We start from the raw sequence: 23,408 nt of genomic DNA on the forward strand, positions 1-23,408 counted from the left end.
ATGAGCGCCGGACCGTCCCGCGCCGGCTCGCGCCCCCCCGGGGCCGCGACCCGCCTGGCCCTCTCGCCCGCGCGCCGCGACCCCGCCTGGCGCGGGCGCCTGGCCCTGCTGCTCGCGGCCGGGGTGGTCTTGTGGCCGCTGCTGGTGCTGGCCGAGTTCAAGCCCTGGACCCTGCTGTCCGAGGACAGCCTGCGCCCCGCGCTGCGCTTCCTCGCCGACTTCTTCCCGCCGCGCGTGGACGGCGAGTTCCTCGCCCTGGTGGTGCGCGAGACCTGGCGCACCGTGGCCATCGCCACCGCCGGCCTGGTGCTGGGGCTGGCGCTGGCGATCCCGCTGTCGCTGCTGTCGGTGCGCACGCTGTCAGTCTCCGCGCTGGCCGGCCGCATGGCCGCCGGGCCGGCGCTGGCGCGCTGGTGCGTGCGCGCGGTGCTGGTCATCCTGCGCAGCGTTCCCGAACTGATCTGGGCCCTGGTGTTCGTGCGCGTGGTGGGCCTGGGGCCCACCGCCGGCGTGTTCGCCATCGCGCTGACCTACGGCGGCATGCTGGGCAAGGTCTATGGCGAGATCCTGGAGAGCGGCGAGGCGCAGGCGGCCACCGCCCTGCTTCGCAACGGCGCCGGCCGCCTGCAGGCTTTCTTTTACGGCCTGCTGCCGCAGAACGCCGCGGAGCTCACGAGCTACACGGTCTACCGGTGGGAGTGCGCGATCCGCTCCTCCGCGGTCCTCGGCTTCGTCGGCGCGGGCGGGCTGGGGCAGCAGATGGACAACTCGATGAAGATGTTCAACGGCTCCGAGGTGGCCACGCTGCTGGGGGTCTTCGTCGCCCTGGTGGCGCTGACCGACCGCCTCTCGTCCTTCCTGCGGCGGGTGCTGGGATGACGGACCCGGTCAGGCCCCCGCTGCCGCGCGCCGCCAACGAGACCTGGCGGCTGCCGCCGCCGCTGTTCGACGCGCGCTGCAAGGCCTGCTGGTTCATGCTGGGCCTCGTGGCGCTGGTCGTCGCCAGCTTCTGGTCGCTGGACCTGCAGTGGGCGAAGTTCCTCTCCGCCGACGCGATGCGGCGCATGGGCCGCTTCCTCGGCGAGCTGCTCACGCCCAGCCTCGAGCCGCGCTTCCTCGCCAGGCTGCTGCCGGCCACGCTGGAGACGCTGGCGATGTCCATCGTCGGCACGCTGCTCGCCGTCGCGGGCGGCCTGTTGCTGGCCCTGCCCGCCAGCCGCACCCATGCTGACGACCCGGCGCGCTGGCGCGGCGCCAGCCGCCTGCTGCTGAATGCGCTGCGCAGCGTGCCCGAGCTGATGTGGGCGGCGCTGCTGCTGGTGGCCGCCGGCCTCGGCCCGATGGCGGGCACGCTGGCCCTGGCGCTGCACACCGCCGGCGTGCTGGGGCGCCTGTTCGCCGAGGCCATCGAGAACGCGCCCGGGGGGCCGGCCTTCGCGCTGCGCGTGCGCGGCGTGCCCGAGGGCCGGGTGCTGCTGTACGCCACCCTGCCGCAGGTGCTGCCGCAGCTTCTGAGCTACACGCTGTATCGCTGGGAGAACAACATCCGCGCCGCCGCCGTCCTGGGCGTGGTCGGCGCGGGCGGCCTGGGCCAGATGCTGGCCTTCCACCTGGGCCTGTTCCAGATGGCCGAGACCGCCTCGGTGCTGGCGGCCATGCTGGTGCAGGTCCTGCTGGTCGACGCCCTCAGCTACCTGGCGCGCCAGGCGCTCTCGCGCTGAGGACCTCCCGGCCCGCAGCGTGCGTCGCTGCGTGTGCGTCGCTGCGCCCCAAGGGGCGCGCGCCAGCCCGGTGCGGGCCGGCGCCGCGCGGCGCTCAGTCCTGCCCGAGGAGGGCGGAGGCGAACTCGCGGGCGCTGAAGGTCTCGAGGTCCTCGAGCTTCTCGCCCACGCCGATGAAGTACACCGGCACCGGGCCGCCGGCGCGGCCCGCGCCCCACTGTGCGATGGCGGCGAGCACGCCGCCCTTGGCAGTGCCGTCGAGCTTGGTCACCACCAGGCCGGTGAGGCCCAGCGCGGCGTCGAAGGCCTTGACCTGGGCGAGCGCGTTCTGGCCGGTGTTGCCGTCGATGACCAGCAGCACCTCGTGGGGGGCGGTGGCATCCGCCTTCTGCACGACGCGCTTGATCTTCTTCAGTTCCTCCATGAGGTGCAGCTGCGTCGGCAGGCGCCCGGCGGTGTCGACCAGGACCACGTCCTTGCCGCGCGCCCGGCCCGCGCTCACCGCGTCGAAGCTCACCGCCGCCGGGTCGCCGCCGGCCTGGCTCACGATCTCCACCGTGTTGCGGTCGGCCCAGATCGCCAGCTGCTCGCGCGCCGCGGCGCGGAAGGTGTCGGCCGCCGCCAGCAGCACCGAGGCGCCCTCGTCGGCGAGGTGCTTGGTGAGCTTGCCGATGGAGGTGGTCTTGCCCGCGCCGTTGACGCCGGCGACCATGATCACGGTGGGCTGCTGCTCGCCGATCACCAGCGGTTTCTGCAGCGGCGTGAGCAGCTGCGCGAGCACGTCGGCCAGGATGTTCTTGACCTGCACCGGGCGCGTCGCGCCGGTCGAGGCGACCTTGCGCTTGACCTCGGCGAGCAGCCACTCGGTGGCCTGCACGCCGGTGTCCGCCAGCAGCAGGGCGGTCTCGAGCTCCTCGTACAGGGTGTCGTCGATCTGGCCGCCGGTGAAGACCTGGGTCAGGCTGGAGCCGGTCTTGCGCAGGCCGGCGCTCAGGCGGCTGAACCAGCCCTGGCGCGCCGCGGCTACCGGCGCCGCGGGCGCCGCGGGCGCCGCCGCCGGGGCGGGCAGGTCCATGGCGCGCACCAGCGCGCTGCCGATCAGGCTGCCGCCGGCAGGGACGACGGGGGCCGCCGGTGCATCAGTCGCGGCGGGCGCCGGGGCTGCCGCCGCCGGGGTGGCCTCCAGGCCAGGTGTCGGGCCGGGCCCGGGTGCGGGGGCGACCCCGGACGGCGCGGGCCCAGGCGCGGCGGCAGCTGCAGGTGCGGGCGCGGCCCCGGGGGCCGGCGCGGAAGGCACGGCCGCGGGCGCGGGCGTCGCGGATGCGACAGCCGAGGCTTCTGGCGCGGGTACCGGCGCCGGGGGTTTTTTCCGGAAGAAACTGAACATCGATAAGCTTGGAGAACTCTCAGGATTCTATGAAACCGCTCCTCAAGCGCCTGCTCCTCGCCTGTAGCCTCTCGCTGGGTTTCATCGGCCCGGCCCCTGCGTCCACCGCGCCGCCTGCCGAGGCTCCTGTCCCCATCTCCCGCTTCACGCTGTCCAACGGCATGACCCTGGTGGTCAAGCCCGACCGGCGCGCACCCACCGCGATCCACATGCTGTGGGTGCGCGTGGGCTCCATCGACGAGGTGGACGGCGCCAGCGGCATCGCCCACGTGCTGGAGCACATGCTGTTCAAGGGCACGCGCTCGCTCAAGCCCGGCGAGTACTCGCGCCGCATCGCCGCCCTGGGCGGCCGCGACAACGCCTTCACCACGCGTGACGTGACCGGCTACCACGAGCAGATCCCGGTGGCAAAGCTCGAGGAGGTGATGCGCCTGGAGGCCGACCGCTTCGCCAACAACCAGTGGCCCGACGACGAATTCCGCCGCGAGCTCGAGGTCGTCAAGGAGGAGCGCCGCTTGCGCGTGGAGGACCAACCCCGCAGCCGCTTCTTCGAGGTGATGAATGCCGCGGTGTGGACGGTGTCGCCTTACCGCCGTCCCATCATCGGCTGGATGACGGACCTCGAGGCGCTCACGCCCGAGGAGGTGCGCGCGTTCTACCACCGCTGGTACGTGCCGGCCAACGCCGCGGTGGTGGTGGTCGGTGACGTCGACCCGGCGCAGGTGCTGCGCATGGCTGAACGGCATTACGGCCGCATCCCCGCTGGCCCGGTGCCCGCGCGCAAGCCGCTGGCGGAGCCGCCGCAGGCCGGCCTGCGCCGCGTCGAGGTCCGGGTGCCGGCGGACCAGGCCTTCGTGGCCATGCAGTACAAGGTGCCGAAGCTGGCCTCGCTGGAAGCGGGCGCGGCGCATGACGACGCCATCGCCCTGACGGTGCTGGCCGGCATCCTCGACGGCTACCCCGGCGCGCGCCTGGACCGCGCCCTCACGCAGGGCCCGGATCGCGTCGCCGACAGCGTCGGCGCGAGCAACGGCCTGTGGGGCCGCGGCCCGCAGGTCTTCGCGCTCACCGGCGTGCCGGCCACCGGCAAGACCCCGGAGCAGGTCGAGGCGGCGCTGCGCGAGCAGGTCGCGCGCATCGCCCGCGACGGCGTGACCGAGGCCGAGCTGCAGCGGGTCAAGACCCGCTGGATCTCGGCCGAGGTCTACAAGCTCGACTCCATCTTCGGCCAGGCCCGCGAGCTGGGCATCTACTGGACGCTGGGCCTGCCCCTGGATGCCAACGAGCAGTTGATCCGCCGCCTGCGTGAGGTCACGGCGGCCCAGGTGCAGTCGGTGGCCGCGCGCTACTTCGGCGACGACCAGCTCACCGTGGGCTACCTGCGCCCGATGCCGCGCGAGGGCGCGGCCAGCCGCCCCCGCACGGCGCCGTCCGGCCTGCGCCATTGAACGCCCGAGGAAACCGCCCCGTGACCGCAATGACCCGCGCCCTGCGCCTCCTGCTCGCCGCCACGGCCCTGTGCGGACCCGCGCTCGCCTTCGCGATGCTGCCGATCCAGCACTGGACCCAGCCCGGCGGCGCGCGCATCTACCTCGTGGAGAGCCGCGTCCTGCCGATGGTCGACATCCAGCTCGATTTCGACGCCGGCACCCGCCGCGACCCCGCGGGCAAGCCCGCCCTGGCCAACTTCACCGCCAACCTGCTTGAGAAGGGGCTGGCCGCGCGCGACCCGCGCCGCGGCGCGGAGCAGCCGCCGTCGCCCTTCGACGCCGCGATGGACGAGAACCGCCTCGGCGAGGCCTGGGCCGACCTCGGCGCCAGCTTCGACGCCGAGGCCGGCGGCGACCGCATGAGTTTCTTCATCCGTTCGCTGACCGACCCCGACCTGCTCGCGCGGGCCGTGGCGCTGGCCGCGCGCCAGATCGGCGAGCCTTCGTTCCCGGCCGCGGTGTGGGAGCGTGACCGCGCACGCACCGTCGCCTCGCTGCGCGAGTCGCTCACGCGGCCGGCCACCGTGGCGGGCCGGGCCTTCATGCCCGCGGTGTTCGGCAGCCATCCCTATGGCGGCGAGACGACGGAGGAGTCCCTCGCCACGGTCTCGGTCGACGACATGCGCGCCTTCCACGCGCGCCACGTGCAGGCCTGCCAGGCTCGCATCACCATCGTCGGCGCGGTCTCGCGCGAGCAGGCCGACCGCCTGGCCGGCGCGCTGCTGGCGCGCCTGCCCGCGCCCTCGGAGGCCGGCGCCTGCCAGGCGCTGCCCGCCGTGCCCGAGGTCGCGCCCCTGGCCGCGCCGGTGCGGCGCGACATCCCCTTCGACTCGGCCCAGGCCCATGTCTTCATGGGCCAGCCGGGCTACAAGCGCAGCGACCCCGACGCCTTCCCCATGCTGGTGGGCAACTACATCCTCGGCGGCGGCGGCTTCGTCTCGCGCCTGTCGACCGAGGTGCGCGAGAAGCGCGGGCTGTCCTACAGCGTCTACAGCAGCTTCTCGCCGGGCCTGCACGCGGGCGCCTTCTTCGTCGGCCTGCAGACCCGGCCGGACCAGGCCCAGCAGGCGGTGCAGGTGGCGCGCGACGTGGTGGCCCGCTTCGTCGCCGACGGCCCCACGGCCGCCGAGCTGCAGGCGGCCAAGGACAACCTGGTCGGCGGCTTCGCCCTGCGCATCGACAGCAACCGCAAGCTGCTGGACAACGTCTCGGCGATGGCCTGGTACGACCTGCCGCTGGACTACCTGCAGACCTGGACCCGCCGTGTCGAGGCCGTCACCGTGGCCGACGTGCGCGCCGCCTTCCAGCGCAAGCTGCAGCCTGACCGCATGGTCACCGTGATCGTCGGCGGCGCGCCCGTCGTGCAATCCTCCACACGCTGAGCCTCCAGGGGGCCGGCCCGTTCCGCCGGTCGGGGCCGACAGCTTCTGTTGTTGTTCGATCCGCGCGGCCCGACACAATCCGGGCCTGTGCTGTCACGCACCGAAAGAGAGTAAGGGAGCAGAAGAGAGAAAGAGAGAAGAGGCAGACTCCACACGCGGCTTCGGCCGCGTTTTTTTTGGGCCCCCTGGTTTGCGCTTAAGCTCTCGGCCCATGCCTGCTCCCTCTCCTTCCCGCCGGGCGCCGCACGAGGTGCGCATCATCGGCGGCCAGTGGAAACGCACCAAGCTGCCCGTGGCCGACCGCCCCGGCCTGCGGCCCACGCCCGACCGCGTGCGCGAGACCCTGTTCAACTGGCTCGGCCAGGACCTCGGCGGCTGGGAGGTGGTCGATGCCTTCGCCGGCACCGGCGCGCTCGGCCTGGAGGCCGCCTCGCGCGGCGCGGCCAAGGTGCTGCTCGTGGAGCAGGAGGCGGCCCAGGTCGATGCCCTGCGGGCCCTGGTCCAGCGGCTCGAGGGCGCCGCCGGCGTCGTCACCGTGGAGCGGGGCAACGCCATCAGCGTGCTGCAGCGCCTGGGCGCCGGCCGCTGCGACCTGGTGCTGCTCGACCCCCCCTTCGATGCCGGCCTCTACGACAAGGCCCTGGCCGCCGCCGCTCCCGCCCTGCGCGCCGGCGGCTGGCTGTACCTGGAGTCGCCCTCGGCCTGGGACGACGCGGCCCTGGCGCCCTTCGGCCTGCGGGTCGAGCGCCACCTCAAGGCCGGCGCGGTCCACGCCCACCTGGTGCGGCGGGCCGACGAGGCACCGGCCCCCTGATTTCGCTTCACGCAGGAGACACCCCCATGGCCAAACCCGTGATCGCCGTCTACCCCGGCACGTTCGACCCCATGACCCTGGGCCATGAGGACGTGATCCGCCGCACGGCGCAACTGTTCGACAAGGTCATCGTCGCCGTCGCCGCGGGCCACCACAAGAAGACCCTGTTCACGCTCGAGGAGCGGCTGGCGATGGCGCGCGAGGCCGTCAGTCCCTGGCCGCAGGTCTCGGTGGAGAGCTTCAGCGGCCTGGTGCGCGACTTCGTCGTCGCCCACAACGGCAAGGCCATGGTGCGCGGCCTGCGCGCGGTCACCGACTTCGATTACGAATTCCAGCTCGCCGGCATGAACCGCCACCTCATGCCCGACGTGGAGACCGTCTTCCTCACGCCCGGCGACAAGTACCAGTTCATCTCCAGCACCCTGGTGCGCGAGATCGCCACGCTCGGCGGTGAGGTCGACAAGTTCGTTTCGCCCGCGATCCAGGCGCGGCTGATGGAGAAGGTGCGCGCCCTCAAGGGGTGACCGCGGGGCCTGCCGCCGGCCCTGCGGCTCATGTGCCTCACGCCGGCGGGGGCATGCCGGCGGGGGATAATCACGGGCTCATGAACCGGAGGAACTGCACATGGCCCTGATGATCACCGACGAGTGCATCAACTGCGACGTGTGCGAGCCCGAGTGCCCCAACGAGGCGATCTTCCTCGGGCCCGAGATCTACCAGATCGACCCGGCCAAGTGCACCGAGTGCGTGGGCCACTTCGACGAGCCGCAGTGCGTGCAGGTCTGCCCGGTGGAGTGCATCCCGGTCAATCCCGAGCATGTCGAGGACCGCGACACCCTCTGGCGCAAGTACCAGCGCCTGACCGCCGCCGCGGCGGCGGTCCCGGGCAAGGGATCTCCGTCAGCCTGAGGCGGCGCCCGGCGTGCCGGCCGGGGAGGGCGCGGGCGTTTCGGGCCGCGGCGGCTTCGGCCGCGGCGCCTTGTGCGTGTGCACCAGCAGCGTGGCCTTCTCCATCTCGCCCGCGATCAGCGCCGGCACGGCCTTGAGCGTGCGGTCGACGCAGGCCTCGATCGCCTCGCGCTGGTCCGGCGCGGGCTTCTTCAGCACCCAGTTCACCACCTCGGCCTTCACGCCCGGATGGCCGATGCCCAGGCGCAGGCGCCAGTAGTCCGGGGTGCCCAGCTGCGCGTGGATGTCCCGCAGGCCGTTGTGGCCGCCGTGGCCGCCGCCGAACTTCAGCTTGGCCTGGCCGGGCGGCACGTCGAGCTCGTCGTGCACCACCAGGATCTCCTGCGGCGTGATCTTGTAGAAGCGCGCCAGCGCCGCCACCGACTTGCCCGAGAGGTTCATGTAGGTCTGCGGCTCCAGCAGCCACAGGGTGTGGCCGTGCACGCTGGCGCGCGCCACCAGGCCGTGGTAGCTGCGCTCGGGCACGAGGTTCAGCTTGAGGTCGCGCGCCATGGCGTCGATCCACCAGAAGCCGGCGTTGTGGCGCGTGGCCTCGTACTCGGTGCCCGGGTTGCCCAGGCCGACGAACAGCTTGATCATGGTGCGGTATTAGAAACGAGATGCGGGCCGCGCCGGCGGCGGCCCCAAACGACAAGGGCCCGCGCGAGCGGGCCCTTGTGCATGCCGGGGGCGAAGGATTACTTCTTGCCCTTGGCCGGCTTGGCGTCGGCTGCGGGAGCGGCTTCGGCGGCCGGGGCTTCCTCGACGACGGTGGACACCAGCGAGATCAGCGCCGGGTTCTTCTTGCCGTGGGTGACGGCGGTCACGCCCTTGGGCAGCTGGATGTCGTCCAGGTGCAGGGACATGCCCTTCTTCAGGCCGGACAGGTCGACCTCGATGAACTCGGGCAGGTCGGCGGGCAGGCAGGCGATTTCCAGCTCGGAGATGACGTGGTTCACCACGCAGTGCTCGAACTTGACGGCCTGGGACTCCTCGGCCTTCACGTAGTGGACCGGCACCTTCATGTGCAGCTTGGTCTTGGCGTCGACCTTCTGGAAGTCCACGTGCAGCACCAGCTGCTTGAAGGGGTGGTACTGCACGTCACGCAGCAGGACCTTGGTGGTGGCGCCGCCCAGTTCCATCTCGAGGATGGAGGAGTGGAAGGCTTCCTTCTTCAGGGCGTGCCACAGGGCGTTGTGGTCGATCTCGACCAGTTGCGGCTGGCCCTCGCCACCGTAGACGATGCCGGGCGTCTTGCCGGCGATGCGCAGACGGCGGCTCGCACCCGTACCCTGCTTGGCGCGCTCGAAAGCGACGAATTTCATAGTTGACTCCATCTTGGGTCCACCGCGACCAGTGTGACCCGGGTTGCAAAAGGCCTCCCTCACGGGAGGCCGGGAAAGCCTCGAAGTAAGGGACTTACTCCGAGAACAGGCTCATGACCGACTCGCCTCGGGCAATGCGCGAGATCGTCTGCGCGATCAGCGGTGCCACGGAGAGCTGGCGGATCTTGCTGCACGCCTTGGCGGCGTCGGACAGCGGGATGGTGTTGGTCACGACGACTTCGTCCAGGGCCTCGCCCTTGGAGATGCGCTCGATGGCCGGGCCCGAGAAGATCGGGTGCGTGCAGTAGGCGTACACGCTCTTGGCGCCGCGCTCCTTGAGCACCTCGGCCGCCTTCACCAGGGTGCCGGCGGTGTCGATCATGTCGTCCATGATCACGCAGTTGCGGCCCTCGATGTCGCCGATCACGTGCATCACCTCGGAGACGTTGGCCTTGGGGCGGCGCTTGTCGATGATGGCCAGGTCGGTGCCCAGCTGCTTGGCCAGGGCGCGGGCGCGCACCACGCCGCCAACGTCCGGGCTGACCACGATCAGGTCGGGGTAGTTCTTCTGGCGCAGGTCCGACAGCAGCACGGGGGACGCGTAGATGTTGTCCACCGGGATGTCGAAGAAGCCCTGGATCTGGTCGGCGTGCAGATCCATCGTCAGCACGCGCGAGACGCCCACGGTCTGCAGCAGGTTGGCGACGACCTTGGCCGAGATCGGCACGCGCGACGAGCGCGGGCGGCGGTCCTGGCGGGCGTAGCCGAAGTAGGGGATCACGGCGCTGATGCGTTCGGCCGAGGCGCGCTTGAGCGCGTCGACCATGATCAGCAGCTCCATCAGGTTCTCGTTCGTGGGGGCGCAGGTGGACTGGACCACGAAGACGTCGCGGGCGCGGACGTTGGTGTTGACCTCGACGGTCACTTCACCGTCGGAGAAGCGGCCGACGGAGGCGGCGCCCAGGGTGATGCCGAGGTGGCTGGCGATCTCGGACGCCAGACCCGGGTTGGCATTGCCCGTGAAAACCATGAAATCGGGGGTGGGAGCAGCCTGCATGTCGGAGCCAGCGAATGGAGTTTTGAGTGCCTGTACGTTGAGCGTCGCGGCCGGCGGCCGCGCCATACTCAGAGTATTTGGCAGGGGAGGAAGGACTCGAACCCTCGCATGCCGGAATCAAAATCCGGTGCCTTAACCAACTTGGCGACTCCCCTACACAGGTTGATGGCTAGATAGCCACCCACCGATCAATCGTCGCTGGCTGCCCACCCCAGCAAGGGATGGACATCCAAATTCGCGCAGACCCGAACCTGCCACGCCGCCGGAGGATTGGAAGGCGTCTGGCCCTCCGGCAATCGTGCAAACACCGCGCTACCCGAACCGGTCATCCTGGCCTCGAGGCCTTGCGACCGCAGCCACTCCAGGGCTTGCGTGACGCCGGGGCACAGCCCCTGGGCAACCGGCTGCAGGTCGTTATGACCGAAGTCATAAGGGTCAGCAGCGAAGCCCGCAAGTATAGCAGGCTTTGTTGATCTGTTCAGCTGCGGATGCAAAAAGATTTTGGAGGTGTCCAATCCCTGGTCCGGCTTGACCACCAGGAAGCGGGCCGGCGGGAGCTCGATCGGGGTGATCTGCTCGCCGATGCCCTCGACCCAGGCGTTGCGCCCGCGCAGGAAGAACGGCACGTCCGCGCCCAGTTTCAGTCCGATGGCCTCGAGCTCGCGCCCGCGCAGCCCCAGGCCCCACAGCCGGTTCAGGGCGAGCAGGCAGGTGGCGGCGTCCGAGGAGCCGCCGCCCATGCCGGCCTGCGCGGGCAGGCGCTTGTCGATCGCGATGTGCGCGCCCTGGCTGCAGCCGGTGGCCTGCTGCAGCGCGCGCGCCGCGCGCAGGCACAGGTCGTCGTCGGGCAGGGCCGGGCCGAGGTCCTCGCGCGAAAGGGCGCCGCCCTCGCGGCGCTCGAAGTGCAGGGTGTCGTGCCAGTCCACCAGCATGAACACCGACTGCAGCAGGTGGTAGCCGTCGGCGCGCCGCCCGGTCACGTGCAGGAACAGGTTCAGCTTGGCCGGGGCCGGCACGTCGTACAGGGTCTTCATGGCTGTTGTTCTTCTTCGAGGACCAGGCGCAGGTCGGCCGCCGGGGGCGTGAGCCGCCGCGCGCGCAGCCGGCCCTGGGCGCGTTGCGACAGGTCGGCCTGCCAGCCCGAGGCGGCGGCGGGGCGGCCGGCGAGCCAGTCGAACAGGGCGGCCACCGGCAGCGGGGAGCCGGTGGCCTGGGCCACCAGGTCGTCGAGCGAGGCGGCCTGCCGGTCAGGCTGGCCCGGGGCCTGCAGGCGCGCCCCCGCGGCCGACCACTCGATCAGGGCCGCCGTGCCGCCCACGGGGGTGAACAGGGACAGCGCGCCCGCGGCGGGCGAGCCGCGCAGGTCGAAGCCGGCGGTGAAGGAGCGTGCCGCGTCGCCCTCGACCTGCAGGGCGAGGCGGCCGCTCCAGCGCGGGCCGCCGGCGGCCGCGCGCGGCGGCGCCGCGCAGCCGGCCAGCAGCGCGCCGGCCGGTCCGCCGAGGGCGGCGATCAGGAGGGCGCGGCGCGAGGTCACGGGCGCACGCGCAGGCGCTTGAGGGTTTCCTGCAGCGTCTCGTTCTCGCGATTGAGCAGCAGGCCCTCGCGCCAGATCGCCTGCGCGCGTTCGCGCAGGCCCAGGCTCCAGAGCACCTCGCCGAGGTGGGCCGCGATCTCGGCGTCGGGCCGTTCCCTGTAGGCCTGCTCGAGCAGGCGCTGGGCCTCGGCCTTGTTGCCCATACGGAATTCGACCCAGGCCAGGCTGTCGATGATGAAGGGGTCGCCGGGCGACAGGTCCAGCGCCTTGCGTATCAGCTCACGGGCTTCCTGAAGCCGGATGCCGCGCTCCGCGAAGGAGTAGCCCAGGGCGTTGAGGGCATGGTGGAAGTCGGGCTTGCGCGCGATGGCCTGCCGCAGCAGGCGCTCCATGTCGGCGAAGCGCCCCAGCTTCTCGGCGACCAGGGCCTGTTCGTACAGCAGGTCGACGTCGGCGGGGCCACGCGCGGCGGCCTCGCCGAGCAGGTCGTACGCGGCCTGGAACTGCCGGTGGTCGCGCAGCAGCTGGGCCTCCGCCATCAGCTTGGTGCGGGCGTCCTCGGGGCTGCGTTCGGGCAGCTCGCGCAGGAGGCGGCGGGCTTCGTCCATGCGCCCCTGGCGGGCCAGGATCGAGGCGCGCCGGTTCTGCGTGGCCACCAGGTCCTGCGGGCTCTGGATGCGGTCCAGCCAGGCGTTCGCCTGGGCCAGGTCGCCGCGCTTCTCGGCGATCTGCGCGAGATTCAGGTAGGCCTGGGCCAGCCCGCGATTGCGTTCCTCCCGGGTGCCGGCCTCGGCCTGCGCGCGGGACAGCTCCAGGTAGCGCTTGAGGGAGGCCTCGGCGGCCTCGTGCTGCTGCCCCTGGGCCTGCAGCACGCCCTGCATCAGCCAGGCCTCGGCGACCTCGGGGCGCTGGGTGGTCACGGTGCGCAGCTGCTCGCGGGCATCGGCCTGGCGCTGCAGGTCCAGCAGCGCGCGGGCATAGGCCATGCGCACTTCCGGCAACGGCGCGGCGCCGTCGAGGTAGCGGCGCACCAGGGTCTCGGCCTGGGCCTGGCGCGACTCCATCAGCTCCAGGGCCAGCAGCACCGGCCCTTCCGCGGTGGGCCCGGCGGCCTGTCCGCGGCGGGCCGCCTCGAGCGCGCCGGCGCCGTCGCCGGCGGCCAGGCGCATGCGGCCCACGGCCGTCCAGGCGGCGGTGGCGGTGTCGGGGCGCGCGAGGGCATCGGCCAGGGCCTGTTCGACCACGGCGGCGGCCTGGCGCTTGTCGCCGGCGCGGGCATACAGGCGCGGCAGCATGGAAATGGCCACGCTGCGCTCGATCACCGGCGCCAGCGCGACCTCGGTGCGCAGGGGCTCCAGCGTGTCGCCCACGCGATTGAGCGCCAGCAGGATCTGCAGGACGAAGCGGTTGGCATCGCGCGAGGCGGGGTGGGCCTGCTTCCAGGCGCGGGCGGCCTGCAGCGCGGACTCGCCCGCGCGGGCCTGCAGCGCGATCTCCACCGCGCGCTGGTACAGGGTGGGGTCCTGGGTCTTGCGGGCCGCGTCGAGCAGCAGCGAGAAGCCGGCGCCCGGGTCGTCGCCGCGCGCGTTCAGCTCGCCGACCAGCAGCTGGTAGAACAGTTCGGCGGTGAGGGCGGAGGGCTGCGGGGCGGGCTTCGGCGCGGAGGCGGATGAAGCGGCCGGGGGCGCCGCAGCGGGCGCGGGCGCCTGGGCCAGGGCGGCCTGGGCCCAGGCCAGCGCGAGTGCCAGCACACGGGGCGCGTGGCGGCCGGCGCGGGGGAACGACATCATGCGGGCCATCATAATGCGCGCGTTCATTCCCATGCCCGAGCTGCCCGAAGTCGAAGTCACCCGCCGCAGTTTCGCGGACCGCATCGCCGGCGCCCGCATCGTCTCGGCGCGCCTGGGCAAGCCCCTGCGCTGGCCCCTGGGCCTCGACCCCGCGGCGCTGGCGGGCCGCAGCGTGCTCGGCGTGCGCCGGCGCGGCAAGTACCTGCTGCTGGACCTCGACGAGGGCCTGCTGCTGCTGCATCTGGGCATGTCCGGCAGCCTGGGCTTCGCGCCCACCCAGCCCGCGCCCGGTCCCCACGACCACTTCGACCTGGTGACCACGCACGGGGTGCTGCGCCTCAACGACCCGCGCCGTTTCGGCGCGGTGGTCTATGCCCCCGGCGAGGCCTCGCCCGAGGCCACCAAGCTCCTGGGCCGGCTCGGCGTCGAGCCCCTGGGGGACGACTTCGACCCCCGCGTCTTCCACACCGGCCTGCGCCTGCGCAACGCGCCGGTCAAGCAGGTGCTGCTGGCGGGCGACCTGGTGGTGGGCGTGGGCAACATCTATGCGTCGGAGGCGCTGTTCCTGGCGGGCATCCGGCCGACCACGAAGGCCTCGCGCATCAGCCTCGAGCGTGCCACCCGGCTGCATGCCGCGGTGCGCGACGTGCTGGCGCGGGCGGTCGCCAAGGGCGGCAGCACGTTGCGCGACTTCTCCAATGCCTATGGCGAGTCCGGCTACTTCCAGCTGGAGGCCATGGTCTACGACCGGGCCGGCGAGCCCTGCCGCGTCTGCGGCGCGCCGGTGCGCCGGCTGGTGCAGGGGCAGCGGGCGACCTACTGGTGCCCGGGATGTCAGAAATAGTGCTTTGGGATTAAATCCATCGCCGCAAGCGTTGCGGTGGCGCCTCTTTCCGGCTTGAGCCGGGCTGCGGCCGACTTTATAGTGCCGCCCAAGTGACACCTTTGTTTTCCGACCACTTCGACCTGCACGCCGCCTGGCGCCGCGACATCACCCAGCGCCTGGAGCAGTTGGGTGGGTGGCTGCGCGACCACGAACTGCTCGACCCGGCGCTGGACGAGCGCCTGCGCCGGCTGCAGGCCCAGGTGCGCGAGGACAAGGTCATGGTGGCCTTCGTCGCCGAGTTCTCGCGCGGCAAGTCGGAGTTGATCAACGCGATCTTCTTCCCCGGCCACGGCCGCCGCATCATGCCCGCCAGCGCGGGGCGCACCACCATGTGCCCCACCGAGCTGGGCTGGGACGGCGAGCAGGCCCCCGGCCTGCGCCTGCTGCCGATCGAGACCCGGCTGGAGCCGACCTCGCTGGCCGAGTGGCGTCAGCATGCGGGCGCCTGGGAGACGGCCGACCTGGACATCCGCGACCCGGCCCGCCTCGCGCACGCCATGGAGCGCGTCGCCGAGGTGCGCCGCGCCAGCGTCGACGAGGCCCGGGCCCTGGGCCTGTGGCATGACGACTCTCCCGAGGACAACCCCCGCCTGCTCGAGGGCGGCGAGGTCGAGATCCCGCGCTGGCGCCATGCGCTGGTGAACCTGCCGCATCCCCTCCTCAAGCAGGGGCTGGTGATCCTGGACACGCCGGGCCTGAACGCTATTGGCGCCGAGCCCGAACTCACCGTGAGCCTGCTGCCGCAGGCGCAGGCGGTGGTCTTCATCCTCGCGGCCGACACCGGCGTCACCCGCTCCGACCTCGCCATCTGGCGCGAGCACCTGGGCGTGGCGCCCGAGCAATCGCATGCCCGCCTCGTGGTCCTGAACAAGATCGACACGCTCTGGGACCCGCTGCGCACGCCGCAGGAGGTGCAGGACCAGATCGACCGCCAGCGCCAGACCTGCGCCGAGGTGCTGGACCTGCCGCTGGACCAGGTGCTGCCGGTTTCCGCGCAGAAGGGCCTGGTCGCCAAGATCCAGAACGACACCGGCCTGCTCGTGGACAGCCACCTGCCCGAGCTGGAGCTGGCGCTGGCCCATGGCCTGCTCGGCAAGCGCCAGCAGATCCTGCGCGAGGCGGTGCATGCCGGCATCGGCGAGCTGCGGGCCGAGGCGGCGCGCGCGCTGTCGCAGCGCCGGCGCGAGCTCGCCGAGCAGCTGATGGAGCTGCGCGGGCTGCGGGGCAAGAACCTCGCGGTGATCCGCCACCTGCGCGCCCGCATCACCCAGGAACAGTCCGACTTCGACGACAGCGGCTCGCGCATCCAGGCGGTGCGCTCGGTGCACATGAAGCTGCTGCGCGAGCTGATGGACATGCTCGGCTCCGACGCCCTGCGCAGCGAGATGGCCGAACTCACGGCCACGCTGCGCCAGCCCGGGATCAAGCTGGGCGTGCGCAAGGCCTACGACCGCACCTTCGGCCACCTGCGCGCCGGCCTGGGCCGCGCGCAGTCGGCGGCGGCGGAGATCCAGTCGATGCTCGCCGTCTCGTTCCGGCAGCTGAACGCGGAGCACGGCTTCAGCCTGCAGCCGCCGCCGATGCCGGACTTCCGCCCCTTCCTCGAGAGCCTGGACGCGGTGGAACGCAGCCACCAGCAGTACCTGGGCCTGGGCCACATCCTCAAGCTGGCGCGGCCGGACTTCGTCGAGCGGCTGGTGCGCGCGCTCACCAGCCGGCTGCGCGAACTCTACGAGTCGGCGCTCGGCGAGGTGGAGTTGTGGAACAAGTCCGCCGCCTCGCAGCTCGACGCGCAGCTGCGCGAGCGGCGACGCAACTTCAGCCGGCGCATCGAGGGCGTGGAGCGGGTCCAGCAGGCCGCCGCCACGCTCGACGAGCGCATCGCGCAGCTCGAGGCGCAGGAGGCGGTGGCGCAGGCGCTGACACAGCGGCTCGAGGCCTTCGGCGAGGAGCTGGGCGACCTGTGCGCGCCGGTGCCCGGCGAGGCGCTCCAGAAGATCGCATGACCCCGCGGCCCGAGGATTTCGCCGGCCGCATCGTCCGCTGGCAGGCGGGCCATGGCCGCAGCGGCCTGCCCTGGCAGGCCACGCGCGACCCGTACCGCGTCTGGCTGTCGGAGATCATGCTGCAGCAGACGCAGGTGGCCACGGTGCTGGGCTACTACCAGCGATTCCTCGAGCGCTTCCCCGACGTCGCCGCGCTGGCCGCCGCGCCGCAGGACGAGGTGCTCGCCCTCTGGAGCGGCCTGGGCTACTACAGCCGTGCCCGCAACCTGCACCGCTGCGCGCAGCAGGTGGTCGACGCGCATGGCGGTGAATTCCCGCGCAGCGCGCAGGTGCTGCAGACGCTGCCCGGCATCGGCCGGTCGACGGCCGCGGCCATCGCCTCCTTCTGCTTCGGCGAGCGCGTCGCCATCCTCGACGGCAACGTCAAGCGCGTGCTCACGCGGGTGCTGGCCTTCGGCGAGGACCTGGCCTCGGCCGCGAGCGAGCGGCGGCTGTGGGACCTGGCGCAGGGCCTGGTGCCCGAGCGCGGCGAGGACATGCCGGCCTACACCCAGGGCCTGATGGACCTGGGCGCCACGGTCTGCCAGGCGCGCTCGCCCAGTTGCCTGCTGTGCCCGGTGCACGGGACCTGCGCCGCGCAGCGCGCGGGCGAGCCCGAGCGCTACCCGGTGCGCAAGCGCAAGCTCAAACGCACGGCGCAGTCGCTGTGGCTGCTGCAGGCGCGGCGCGGCGACGGCGCGGTGTGGCTGGAGAAGCGGCCGCAGACCGGCGTGTGGGCCGGGCTGTACTGCCTGCCCGTGTTCGACTCGGCGCAGGCCCTGGAAAGCGTCCTGCCGCAGGTTCCCCTGGAGCGGCTCGAGCCGCTGGAGCCCTTCGTCCACGTCCTCACGCACAAGGACCTGCACCTGCACCCGGTGGTGGCGCAGCTCGACGCCGACGCGCCGGCGGTCGAGGGCGGCTGGTTCGGGGCGGGGGAGTGGCCGGGGCTGGGGCTGCCGGCGCCGATCCGAAAGCTGCTGGAACAGGCGTAGCGGCCGGCGGCGACAGCGCGCGCCGCGCCGGCCGGCGCGCCCTCAGCGCGCTTCGAGCTCGCGGTGCCGGCGCACCGTGGTCCAGCGGCGTGCGAAGGAGGCCGCCAGGCGCTCCACCAGGTACACCGAGCGGTGCTGTCCGCCGGTGCAGCCGATCGCCACGGTGACGTAGCTGCGGTGGTCGCGTGCCAGCGGCGGCAGCCAGGTGTCCAGGAAGCCCTCGATGTGGGCGAGCATGTGCGCCACTTCCTCCTGCGCCACGAGGAAATCGGCCACCGGCTGGTCGCGGCCGGTGAGGTCCCGCAGTTCGGGCTCGTAGTGGGGGTTGGGCAGCATGCGCACGTCGAAGACGTAGTCGGCGTCCACCGGGATGCCGCGCTTGAACGCGAACGATTCGAAGACCAGTGTGAGCTGGCTGCTCGGCGCCGACAGCAGCGACTTGACCTGGGCCTGCAGCTGCGCGGGCCGGATCACGCTGGTGTCGATCACATGGGCCTGCTCGCGCAGGTCGGCGAGCAGCTCGCGCTCCAGCTCGATGGCTTCCACGAGGGCGCGCTGCAGGTCGGCCTGCTCGTCGCTCAGCGCCGACAGCGGATGGCGGCGGCGCGTTTCGGAGAAGCGCCGCACCAGGGTGTCGGTGGTGGAGTCCAGGAACAGCGAGCGCACGTGCACGCCGCGCTGGCGCAGCTCGCGCAGGTCGGCCGGCACCAGGGGCAGGGACTGCGCGCTGCGCACGTCCATCGCGATGGCCACGCGCCGCGCCTGGATCCGCTGCTCCAGGTCGACGAAGGACAGCAGCAGCTCCGGCGGCAGATTGTCGACGCAGTAGTAGCCCGCATCCTCCAGGGCGCGCAGGGCCACCGACTTGCCGGAGCCGGACATGCCGGTGATGAGGACCAGGTCCAGCTTCATGGCGATCGCTCGTCGTTCAGCGGGACGCGGAGGCGCCCAGCATCTCCTTGGCATGGGCGAGGGTGGTGCCGGACAGGCGCTCGCCGCCCAGCATGCGGGCCACCTCGGCGACGCGCTGCTCGCCGGTGACGGGTGCGACGCTGCTGGCGGTGCCTGCGGCGTCGGCGCGCTTGGCCACGACCAGGTGGTGGTCGGCGCAGGCGGCGACCTGGGGCAGGTGCGTCACGGCCAGCACCTGGCGGTCCCGACCGAGCTGCTTCATCAGGCGGCCCACGGTCTCGGCGACCGCGCCGCCGACGCCGGAGTCGACCTCGTCGAAGATCAGGGTCTGCGCATCCCCCAGCTGGCTGGTGGTGACGGCGATGGCCAGCGCGATGCGCGAGAGCTCGCCGCCCGAGGCCACCTTGCCCACCGGGCGCGGCGTGCTGCCGGCATGGCCGGCGACCAGGAAGGCCACGTCCTCCAGCCCGTGCTGGGCGGGCTGCGCGAGCTTCTCCAGGGCCACCTCGAAGCGGCCGCCCTGCATGCCCAGGCCCTGCATGGCCTGGGTGATGGCCAGGGCCAGCTGCGGCGCCGCCTTGGCGCGGGCCTTGGAGATCGCCTTGGCCTCGGCCTGCCAGGCCTGCTGCGCGCGGGCCTCGGCGGCTTCCAGAGACTGCAGGTCGGCGGCGGCATCGAGCCGGGCGAGCTCCTCCTTCCACGCAGCGAGCGCGGCGGGCAGTTCCTCGGGCGTGCGCTTGTAGCGGCGCGCCAGCGACATCCACAGCGACAGGCGCTCGTCGAGTTCGGCGAGGCGATCGGGGTCGAGCTCGGTCTTGCGCAGGTAGGCGTGCAGCGAGTGGGCGGCGTCCTCCACCTGGGCGAGGCCGGAGGCGATGACCTCGGCGATGCCCTGGAACTCGGGCTCCAGGTGCTCCTGGTGGGCCAGCGCGGACTGGGCGCGGGCGAGCGGGCCGGTGGCGCCGCCGTCGTCCCCCTCGAGCGCGTCGAGCGCGGACTGCGCGGCGTCCAGCAGGGCCTGGGCGTGGGCCAGGCGGGTGTGCGAGGCGTTGAGTTCGTCCCACTCGTGGGCGCCGGGAGCGAGCTTGTCCACCTCGGCGATCTGCCAGGACAGGCGCTCGCGCTCACGCTGCAGCGACTCCTGCGCGGCGCGGGCCTCGGCCAGCGTCTTCTGCGCGGCGCGCCAGGCCTGCCACAGGGCGGCCATGCGGCCGGTGTCGAGGCCGGCATAGCCATCGAGCAGGCCGCGCACGGCCTCGGGCCGGGTCAGGCTTTGCCAGGCATGCTGGCCATGGATGTCGACCAGGCGCTCGCCGGCCTCGCGCAGCTGCGTGGCGGTGGCGGGGCTGCCGTTGATCCAGGCGCGGCTCTTGCCCTGGGCGTCGATGCTGCGGCGAAGCAGCAGGGCCTCGCCGTTCTCGAAGCCGGCTTCTTCCAGCCAGGCGGCGAGGGCCGCGGGCGAGTCGAACTCGGCGCTGATGTCGGCGCGGGCTGCGCCCTCGCGCACCACGCCGGCGTCGGCGCGGGCGCCCAGCGCCAGCTGGAGGGCGTCGACCAGGATGGACTTGCCGGCGCCGGTCTCGCCCGTGAGCACCGAGAAGCCCGACGACAGGTCGAGCTCCAGCTCCCGGACGATGACGAAGTCGCGCAGCGCGATGCGTCTCAGGCTCATGAACCGCCTTCGTTCCAGTGCAGTTTCCGGCGCAGCGTGTCGAAGTAGCTCCAGCCGCGCGGGTGCAGGAAGCGGGCCTGGTACTGCGAGCGGCGCACGGTGATGCGGTCGCCGTGCATCAGGGTGGCGAGTGACTGCATGTCGAAATTGGCGCTGGCGTCGCGGCCGGCGACCACCTCGATGGCGATCTCGCCGGCGTCGGCCAGCACGATCGGCCGGTTCGACAGCGTGTGCGGGGCGATCGGCACCAGCACCCAGCCTGGGTTGGCCGGGTGCAGCAGCGGCCCGCCGGCGGACAGCGCGTAGGCGGTGGAGCCGGTGGGCGAGGCCACGATCAGGCCGTCGGCGCGCTGGTTGGCCACGAAATGGCCATCCACCTCCACGCGCAGTTCCACCATGCCGGAGGTGCCGCCGCGATTGACCACCACGTCGTTCAGCGCGCGCGCGTCGAACACGCAGCTGCCCTCCCGGATCACGCGCGCGTGCATCAGGCTGCGGCGGTCCTCCTCGTACTCGCCGCGCAGCATCGGCGCGAGCACCTTGCGGTAGCCGTCGAGGGCGATGTCGGTGATGAAGCCCAGACGGCCCTGGTTGATGCCGATCAGGGGCAGGTTGTACTCGGCGAGCTGCCGGCCGATGCCCAGCATCGTGCCGTCGCCGCCCACCACCAGGGCCAGGTCGCACTGGCGGCCGATGGCGTCCACGTCGAGCGACGGGTAGCTGGTGATGCCGGCGTGCAACGCGGTGTCCCGCTCGATCGCCACCTCGCAGCCCTGGGCCGCCAGGTAGTGGGCGATATCCTCCAGGGCGGCGCGGATGGGGCCGGCCCCGCTGCCGGTGACCGCAGCAGGGTATTTACCGATCAGTCCGACATGGCGGAATTGGGAACTCATTCACAAATTACATCATTAAAATCTGTGCCCATACGCCGATGATGCTCGATGACCGCGCCAAGTTGTTGTTGAAAGCCCTGGTCGAGCGATACATCGCCGACGGGCAACCCGTGGGCTCGCGCACCCTGTCGCGGGCCTCGGGGCTGGAGCTGTCTCCCGCCACCATCCGCAACGTGATGTCCGACCTCGAGGGGCTCGGGCTCATTGCCAGCCCGCACACCTCGGCGGGCCGCATCCCCACCGCGCGCGGCTACCGCCTCTTCGTCGACACCATGCTCACGGTGCAGCGTGACCAGCTGTCGCCCGCGGCCACTCCGAGCCTGGCGCCGGACCAGCCGCAACGCGTGATCGCCAACGCGGCGCACCTGCTGTCCAACCTCTCGCACTTCGTGGGCGTGGTCATGGCGCCGCGGCGCACCTCGGTGTTCCGCCACATCGAATTCCTGCGCCTGTCCGAGCGCCGCTACCTGGTCATCATCGTCTCGCCCGACGGCGACGTGCAGAACCGGGTGGTCTTCACCGAGTCCGACTACACCCAGCAGCAGCTGGTGGAGGCGGCCAACTTCCTCAACGCCAACTACGCCGGCCTGGCCATCGAGCAGGTGCGCGAGCGCCTCAAGGGCGAGGTCGACACCCTGCGCGGCGAGATCGCGCAGCTGATGCAGACTGCGGTGGAGGCCAGCTCCGAGGCGCTGAACGAGGCGCGCGAGGAGGTGGTGATCTCGGGCGAGCGCAACCTGCTGTCCGTGAGCGACTTCTCCAGCGACATGACGCACCTGCGCCGCGCCTTCGAGCTGTTCGAGCAGAAGACGCAGCTGATGCGCCTGCTGGACATCTCCAGCCAGGCCGAGGGCGTGCGCATCTTCATCGGCGGCGAGAGCCAGGTGGTGCCGTTCGAGGAACTCTCGGTGGTGAGCGCGCCCTACGAGGTGGACGGCCAGGTGGTGGGCACGCTGGGCGTCATCGGCCCCACGCGCATGCCCTACGACCGCATGATCCAGATCGTGGACATCACCTCCAAGCTCGTGAGCAATGCACTGAGCCACAACAAGTGAACCGCGCCCGACCAGGAACGCATTGGAGCGAGTCCAGGACCGTGATCCTGGCCATCCTGGTCATTCTGATCATGGTGACCGGCCTGCTGTGGTGGCAGGCCTCCAGCGCCACCTCGCGGCTGCGCGAGGAAACGCTCTCGCAGGCGCAGCGGCGGGCGGCGCAGGTGGCCAGCGCCGTCGCGGAGATGGTCAACATCCTGCTGCTCGGGGCCGACGCGACATCCCGCGAGGTGGTGGACCTCTGCCTGCCGCGCCCTCTCAAGGACATGGAGGCCTGCATGCGCCAGGCGATCGAGCACCTGCCGCCGTCGTCCGTGCTGCAGGTGGCGGTGATCGGCGCCGACGGCTACCTCGCCTATTCGAACCTCGGGTCGGGCGAGCGCACCTTCCTTGGTGACCGAGAGCATTTCCGCGTGCATGCCGAGGGCGAAGGCGATGCCCTGTTCATCAGCCGGCCGGTGCTGGGGCGGGTGTCCCGCCAGTGGAGCGTCCAGTTCAGCCGCGCGATCCGGCGCAACGGCCGGTTCGAGGGAGTGCTGGTCCTGTCGATCTCCCCGGCCTACGTGCACGACGCCCTGGCGCGGGTGACGCTGGAGTCGGCCGACACGCTGACGGTGCTTCGCACATCCGGCGAGTACCTGGCGCGCAACGTCGCCCAGGAGGCCGCGCTGGGCCAGAAGGCCGACCCGTCGTGGCCCAGCCTGCGGCCGGGGGCGGCGGCCCAAGGCTCCTTCAACGGGGTGTCGCGGATCGATGGCGCGGAGCGGATCTTCCACTGGCAGCGGCTGGCGGCCTACCCGATCGTGGTGCAGGTGGGCCTGAGCCGCGCGGCGGTGATCGGGCCGGTGGACCGGGTCGTCGAGGAAACGCGTTTCAACGCGCTGGTCAGTACGGGGCTGCTGTGGCTGGTCACGCTCGCTGTCGTCGGGCTGGTGCGCCGCATGCGGACGCAGGCGCGCCGGCGGGAGGAGGCCGAATTCATCGCCATGCACGACTCGCTCACCGGGCTCCACAGCCGCCACGCGCTGATGGCGCACATGGCCACCGTGCTGGCTGCCGCGGCGGCGCGGGGCGGGCGGGTGGGCATCCTGTACATGGACCTGGACGGCTTCAAGCCGGTGAACGACCGCCACGGCCATGCCGTCGGCGACCAGGTGCTGCAGGCCGTGGCCGGCCGGCTCAAGGGCTGCGTGCGTGGCAGCGACTTCCCGGCGCGCATCGGCGGCGACGAGTTCGTCGTGGTGATGGAGGACCTCGCCGACGATGCGTCGCTGGCGCACCTGGCCGGGCGCATCCACCAGGCGCTCGAGGCGCCGATGGCGGTGGGCGAGCTGTCCATCCGCATCGGTGCCAGCATCGGGCTGGCGGTCTACCCCGACCACGGCGCCGACGCCGACGCCCTGCTGGTGCATGCCGACCACGAGATGTACGCGCACAAGGCCAGGGTGAAGGCGGCATCGCTGGCGAAGGTCATCACGGGCACGCCGGCCACCTAGAATCGCGGG

At 72.1% G+C, this 23,408-nt stretch carries 22 protein-coding genes and 1 tRNA gene; 12 read left to right on the forward strand and 11 right to left on the reverse strand.

What is annotated here, in order from left to right; translation table 11 throughout:
* Both ACT80S_RS16095 and phnE read left to right on the forward strand, forming a co-directional pair.
* On the forward strand, nucleotides 1–879 hold the full coding sequence (locus ACT80S_RS16095) for a PhnE/PtxC family ABC transporter permease (protein ID WP_377417665.1): 879 nt from the start codon (nucleotides 1–3) through the stop codon (nucleotides 877–879).
* Nucleotides 876–1,721: a phosphonate ABC transporter, permease protein PhnE gene (gene phnE / locus ACT80S_RS16100; RefSeq protein ID WP_377417667.1), complete on the forward strand. Its 846-nt coding sequence runs from the start codon at nucleotides 876–878 to the stop codon at nucleotides 1,719–1,721. Before ACT80S_RS16095 ends, phnE begins: the two co-directional genes overlap by 4 nt.
* Before the next feature lie 94 nt (nucleotides 1,722–1,815).
* Here the strand turns inward: phnE and ftsY are convergent, their stop codons facing one another.
* Nucleotides 1,816–3,108 (reverse strand): signal recognition particle-docking protein FtsY, encoded by a 1,293-nt coding sequence (gene ftsY / locus ACT80S_RS16105; protein ID WP_377417669.1) that lies wholly within the window; start codon nucleotides 3,106–3,108, stop codon nucleotides 1,816–1,818.
* A gap of 29 nt (nucleotides 3,109–3,137) precedes the next feature.
* Between ftsY and ACT80S_RS16110 the strand changes: the two genes are divergently transcribed.
* The 5 genes from ACT80S_RS16110 to ACT80S_RS16130 all read left to right on the forward strand — a co-directional run bounded on the left by ACT80S_RS16110 (nucleotide 3,138) and on the right by ACT80S_RS16130 (nucleotide 7,703).
* Complete coding sequence (locus tag ACT80S_RS16110; RefSeq protein WP_377417671.1) at nucleotides 3,138–4,556, forward strand: M16 family metallopeptidase; 1,419 nt, start codon at nucleotides 3,138–3,140, stop codon at nucleotides 4,554–4,556.
* 29 nt (nucleotides 4,557–4,585) lie between these two features.
* Nucleotides 4,586–5,980, forward strand: a complete 1,395-nt coding sequence (locus ACT80S_RS16115; protein ID WP_377417858.1) for a M16 family metallopeptidase — start codon at nucleotides 4,586–4,588, stop codon at nucleotides 5,978–5,980.
* 211 nt (nucleotides 5,981–6,191) lie between these two features.
* Entirely contained in the window at nucleotides 6,192–6,794 is a 603-nt protein-coding gene (rsmD, locus tag ACT80S_RS16120) for a 16S rRNA (guanine(966)-N(2))-methyltransferase RsmD (protein ID WP_377417673.1), read from the forward strand.
* Between the two features lie 26 nt (nucleotides 6,795–6,820).
* Nucleotides 6,821–7,318 (forward strand): pantetheine-phosphate adenylyltransferase, encoded by a 498-nt coding sequence (coaD, locus tag ACT80S_RS16125; protein WP_377417675.1) that lies wholly within the window; start codon nucleotides 6,821–6,823, stop codon nucleotides 7,316–7,318.
* A 100-nt stretch (nucleotides 7,319–7,418) separates the two neighbouring features.
* Nucleotides 7,419–7,703, forward strand: coding sequence for a YfhL family 4Fe-4S dicluster ferredoxin (locus ACT80S_RS16130; RefSeq protein ID WP_377417677.1), 285 nt, complete (start codon nucleotides 7,419–7,421; stop codon nucleotides 7,701–7,703).
* Here the strand turns inward: ACT80S_RS16130 and pth are convergent.
* From pth to ACT80S_RS16165, 7 genes are all read right to left on the reverse strand, one after another.
* On the reverse strand, nucleotides 7,695–8,342 hold the full coding sequence (gene pth / locus ACT80S_RS16135) for an aminoacyl-tRNA hydrolase (RefSeq protein WP_377417679.1): 648 nt from the start codon (nucleotides 8,340–8,342) through the stop codon (nucleotides 7,695–7,697). The two genes, ACT80S_RS16130 and pth, sit on opposite strands and share 9 nt — an antisense overlap.
* Before the next feature lie 98 nt (nucleotides 8,343–8,440).
* Nucleotides 8,441–9,067, reverse strand: a complete 627-nt coding sequence (locus tag ACT80S_RS16140; protein WP_377417681.1) for a 50S ribosomal protein L25/general stress protein Ctc — start codon at nucleotides 9,065–9,067, stop codon at nucleotides 8,441–8,443.
* Between the two features lie 94 nt (nucleotides 9,068–9,161).
* Complete coding sequence (locus ACT80S_RS16145) at nucleotides 9,162–10,124, reverse strand: ribose-phosphate pyrophosphokinase (RefSeq protein WP_377417683.1); 963 nt, start codon at nucleotides 10,122–10,124, stop codon at nucleotides 9,162–9,164.
* Between the two features lie 78 nt (nucleotides 10,125–10,202).
* Nucleotides 10,203–10,279, reverse strand: a tRNA-Gln gene (locus ACT80S_RS16150).
* Between the two features lie 33 nt (nucleotides 10,280–10,312).
* Entirely contained in the window at nucleotides 10,313–11,158 is an 846-nt protein-coding gene (gene ispE, locus ACT80S_RS16155; RefSeq protein ID WP_377417685.1) for a 4-(cytidine 5'-diphospho)-2-C-methyl-D-erythritol kinase, read from the reverse strand.
* Nucleotides 11,155–11,658, reverse strand: coding sequence for a lipoprotein insertase outer membrane protein LolB (locus ACT80S_RS16160; protein ID WP_377417687.1), 504 nt, complete (start codon nucleotides 11,656–11,658; stop codon nucleotides 11,155–11,157). Before ACT80S_RS16160 ends, ispE begins: the two co-directional genes overlap by 4 nt.
* A complete protein-coding gene (locus tag ACT80S_RS16165; RefSeq protein ID WP_445323091.1) occupies nucleotides 11,655–13,445 on the reverse strand; it encodes a tetratricopeptide repeat protein in 1,791 nt (596 codons plus the stop codon). The genes ACT80S_RS16160 and ACT80S_RS16165 overlap by 4 nt, the downstream gene beginning before the upstream one ends.
* A 34-nt stretch (nucleotides 13,446–13,479) precedes the next feature.
* Between ACT80S_RS16165 and mutM the strand changes: the two genes are divergently transcribed.
* From mutM to mutY, 3 genes are all read left to right on the forward strand, one after another.
* Nucleotides 13,480–14,292, forward strand: coding sequence for a bifunctional DNA-formamidopyrimidine glycosylase/DNA-(apurinic or apyrimidinic site) lyase (gene mutM / locus ACT80S_RS16170; protein ID WP_377417860.1), 813 nt, complete (start codon nucleotides 13,480–13,482; stop codon nucleotides 14,290–14,292).
* 92 nt (nucleotides 14,293–14,384) lie between these two features.
* A complete protein-coding gene (locus ACT80S_RS16175) occupies nucleotides 14,385–16,340 on the forward strand; it encodes a dynamin family protein (RefSeq protein ID WP_377417691.1) in 1,956 nt (651 codons plus the stop codon).
* Nucleotides 16,337–17,371 carry an A/G-specific adenine glycosylase gene (gene mutY / locus ACT80S_RS16180; RefSeq protein WP_377417693.1) on the forward strand — a complete coding sequence of 345 codons (1,035 nt, stop codon included), beginning with the start codon at nucleotides 16,337–16,339 and terminating at the stop codon, nucleotides 17,369–17,371. The genes ACT80S_RS16175 and mutY overlap by 4 nt, the downstream gene beginning before the upstream one ends.
* A 42-nt stretch (nucleotides 17,372–17,413) precedes the next feature.
* Here the strand turns inward: mutY and rapZ are convergent, their stop codons facing one another.
* The 3 genes from rapZ to ACT80S_RS16195 are packed head-to-tail and all read right to left on the reverse strand — an operon-like array spanning nucleotide 17,414 to nucleotide 20,848.
* Nucleotides 17,414–18,283 (reverse strand): RNase adapter RapZ, encoded by an 870-nt coding sequence (rapZ, locus tag ACT80S_RS16185; RefSeq protein WP_377417695.1) that lies wholly within the window; start codon nucleotides 18,281–18,283, stop codon nucleotides 17,414–17,416.
* Between the two features lie 16 nt (nucleotides 18,284–18,299).
* A complete protein-coding gene (gene recN / locus ACT80S_RS16190) occupies nucleotides 18,300–19,955 on the reverse strand; it encodes a DNA repair protein RecN (RefSeq protein WP_377417697.1) in 1,656 nt (551 codons plus the stop codon).
* A complete protein-coding gene (locus tag ACT80S_RS16195) occupies nucleotides 19,952–20,848 on the reverse strand; it encodes an NAD kinase (protein ID WP_377417699.1) in 897 nt (298 codons plus the stop codon). The genes recN and ACT80S_RS16195 overlap by 4 nt, the downstream gene beginning before the upstream one ends.
* A 41-nt stretch (nucleotides 20,849–20,889) precedes the next feature.
* Here ACT80S_RS16195 and hrcA point away from each other — a divergent pair, with 41 nt between their 5' ends.
* Nucleotides 20,890–21,903 (forward strand): heat-inducible transcriptional repressor HrcA, encoded by a 1,014-nt coding sequence (gene hrcA / locus ACT80S_RS16200; protein WP_377417862.1) that lies wholly within the window; start codon nucleotides 20,890–20,892, stop codon nucleotides 21,901–21,903.
* Between the two features lie 41 nt (nucleotides 21,904–21,944).
* Nucleotides 21,945–23,399 (forward strand): diguanylate cyclase domain-containing protein, encoded by a 1,455-nt coding sequence (locus tag ACT80S_RS16205; RefSeq protein WP_377417701.1) that lies wholly within the window; start codon nucleotides 21,945–21,947, stop codon nucleotides 23,397–23,399.
* The last annotated feature ends 9 nt before the right edge of the window (nucleotides 23,400–23,408 follow it).

Source organism: Ramlibacter sp. MAHUQ-53 (assembly GCF_052600055.1).

Bases quoted from the DNA above. Each gene is read 5' to 3' on its own strand.
- ACT80S_RS16095 (WP_377417665.1), top strand. From the start codon at position 1: ATGAGCGCCGGACCGTCCCGCGCCGGCTCGCGCCCCCCCGGGGCCGCG.
- phnE (WP_377417667.1), top strand. From the start codon at position 876: ATGACGGACCCGGTCAGGCCCCCGCTGCCGCGCGCCGCCAACGAGACC.
- ftsY (WP_377417669.1), bottom strand. From the start codon at position 3,108: ATGTTCAGTTTCTTCCGGAAAAAACCCCCGGCGCCGGTACCCGCGCCA.
- ACT80S_RS16110 (WP_377417671.1), top strand. From the start codon at position 3,138: ATGAAACCGCTCCTCAAGCGCCTGCTCCTCGCCTGTAGCCTCTCGCTG.
- ACT80S_RS16115 (WP_377417858.1), top strand. From the start codon at position 4,586: ATGACCCGCGCCCTGCGCCTCCTGCTCGCCGCCACGGCCCTGTGCGGA.
- rsmD (WP_377417673.1), top strand. From the start codon at position 6,192: ATGCCTGCTCCCTCTCCTTCCCGCCGGGCGCCGCACGAGGTGCGCATC.
- coaD (WP_377417675.1), top strand. From the start codon at position 6,821: ATGGCCAAACCCGTGATCGCCGTCTACCCCGGCACGTTCGACCCCATG.
- ACT80S_RS16130 (WP_377417677.1), top strand. From the start codon at position 7,419: ATGGCCCTGATGATCACCGACGAGTGCATCAACTGCGACGTGTGCGAG.
- pth (WP_377417679.1), bottom strand. From the start codon at position 8,342: ATGATCAAGCTGTTCGTCGGCCTGGGCAACCCGGGCACCGAGTACGAG.
- ACT80S_RS16140 (WP_377417681.1), bottom strand. From the start codon at position 9,067: ATGAAATTCGTCGCTTTCGAGCGCGCCAAGCAGGGTACGGGTGCGAGC.
- ACT80S_RS16145 (WP_377417683.1), bottom strand. From the start codon at position 10,124: ATGCAGGCTGCTCCCACCCCCGATTTCATGGTTTTCACGGGCAATGCC.
- ispE (WP_377417685.1), bottom strand. From the start codon at position 11,158: ATGAAGACCCTGTACGACGTGCCGGCCCCGGCCAAGCTGAACCTGTTC.
- ACT80S_RS16165 (WP_445323091.1), bottom strand. From the start codon at position 13,445: ATGTCGTTCCCCCGCGCCGGCCGCCACGCGCCCCGTGTGCTGGCACTC.
- mutM (WP_377417860.1), top strand. From the start codon at position 13,480: ATGCCCGAGCTGCCCGAAGTCGAAGTCACCCGCCGCAGTTTCGCGGAC.
- mutY (WP_377417693.1), top strand. From the start codon at position 16,337: ATGACCCCGCGGCCCGAGGATTTCGCCGGCCGCATCGTCCGCTGGCAG.
- rapZ (WP_377417695.1), bottom strand. From the start codon at position 18,283: ATGAAGCTGGACCTGGTCCTCATCACCGGCATGTCCGGCTCCGGCAAG.
- recN (WP_377417697.1), bottom strand. From the start codon at position 19,955: ATGAGCCTGAGACGCATCGCGCTGCGCGACTTCGTCATCGTCCGGGAG.
- ACT80S_RS16195 (WP_377417699.1), bottom strand. From the start codon at position 20,848: ATGAGTTCCCAATTCCGCCATGTCGGACTGATCGGTAAATACCCTGCT.
- hrcA (WP_377417862.1), top strand. From the start codon at position 20,890: ATGCTCGATGACCGCGCCAAGTTGTTGTTGAAAGCCCTGGTCGAGCGA.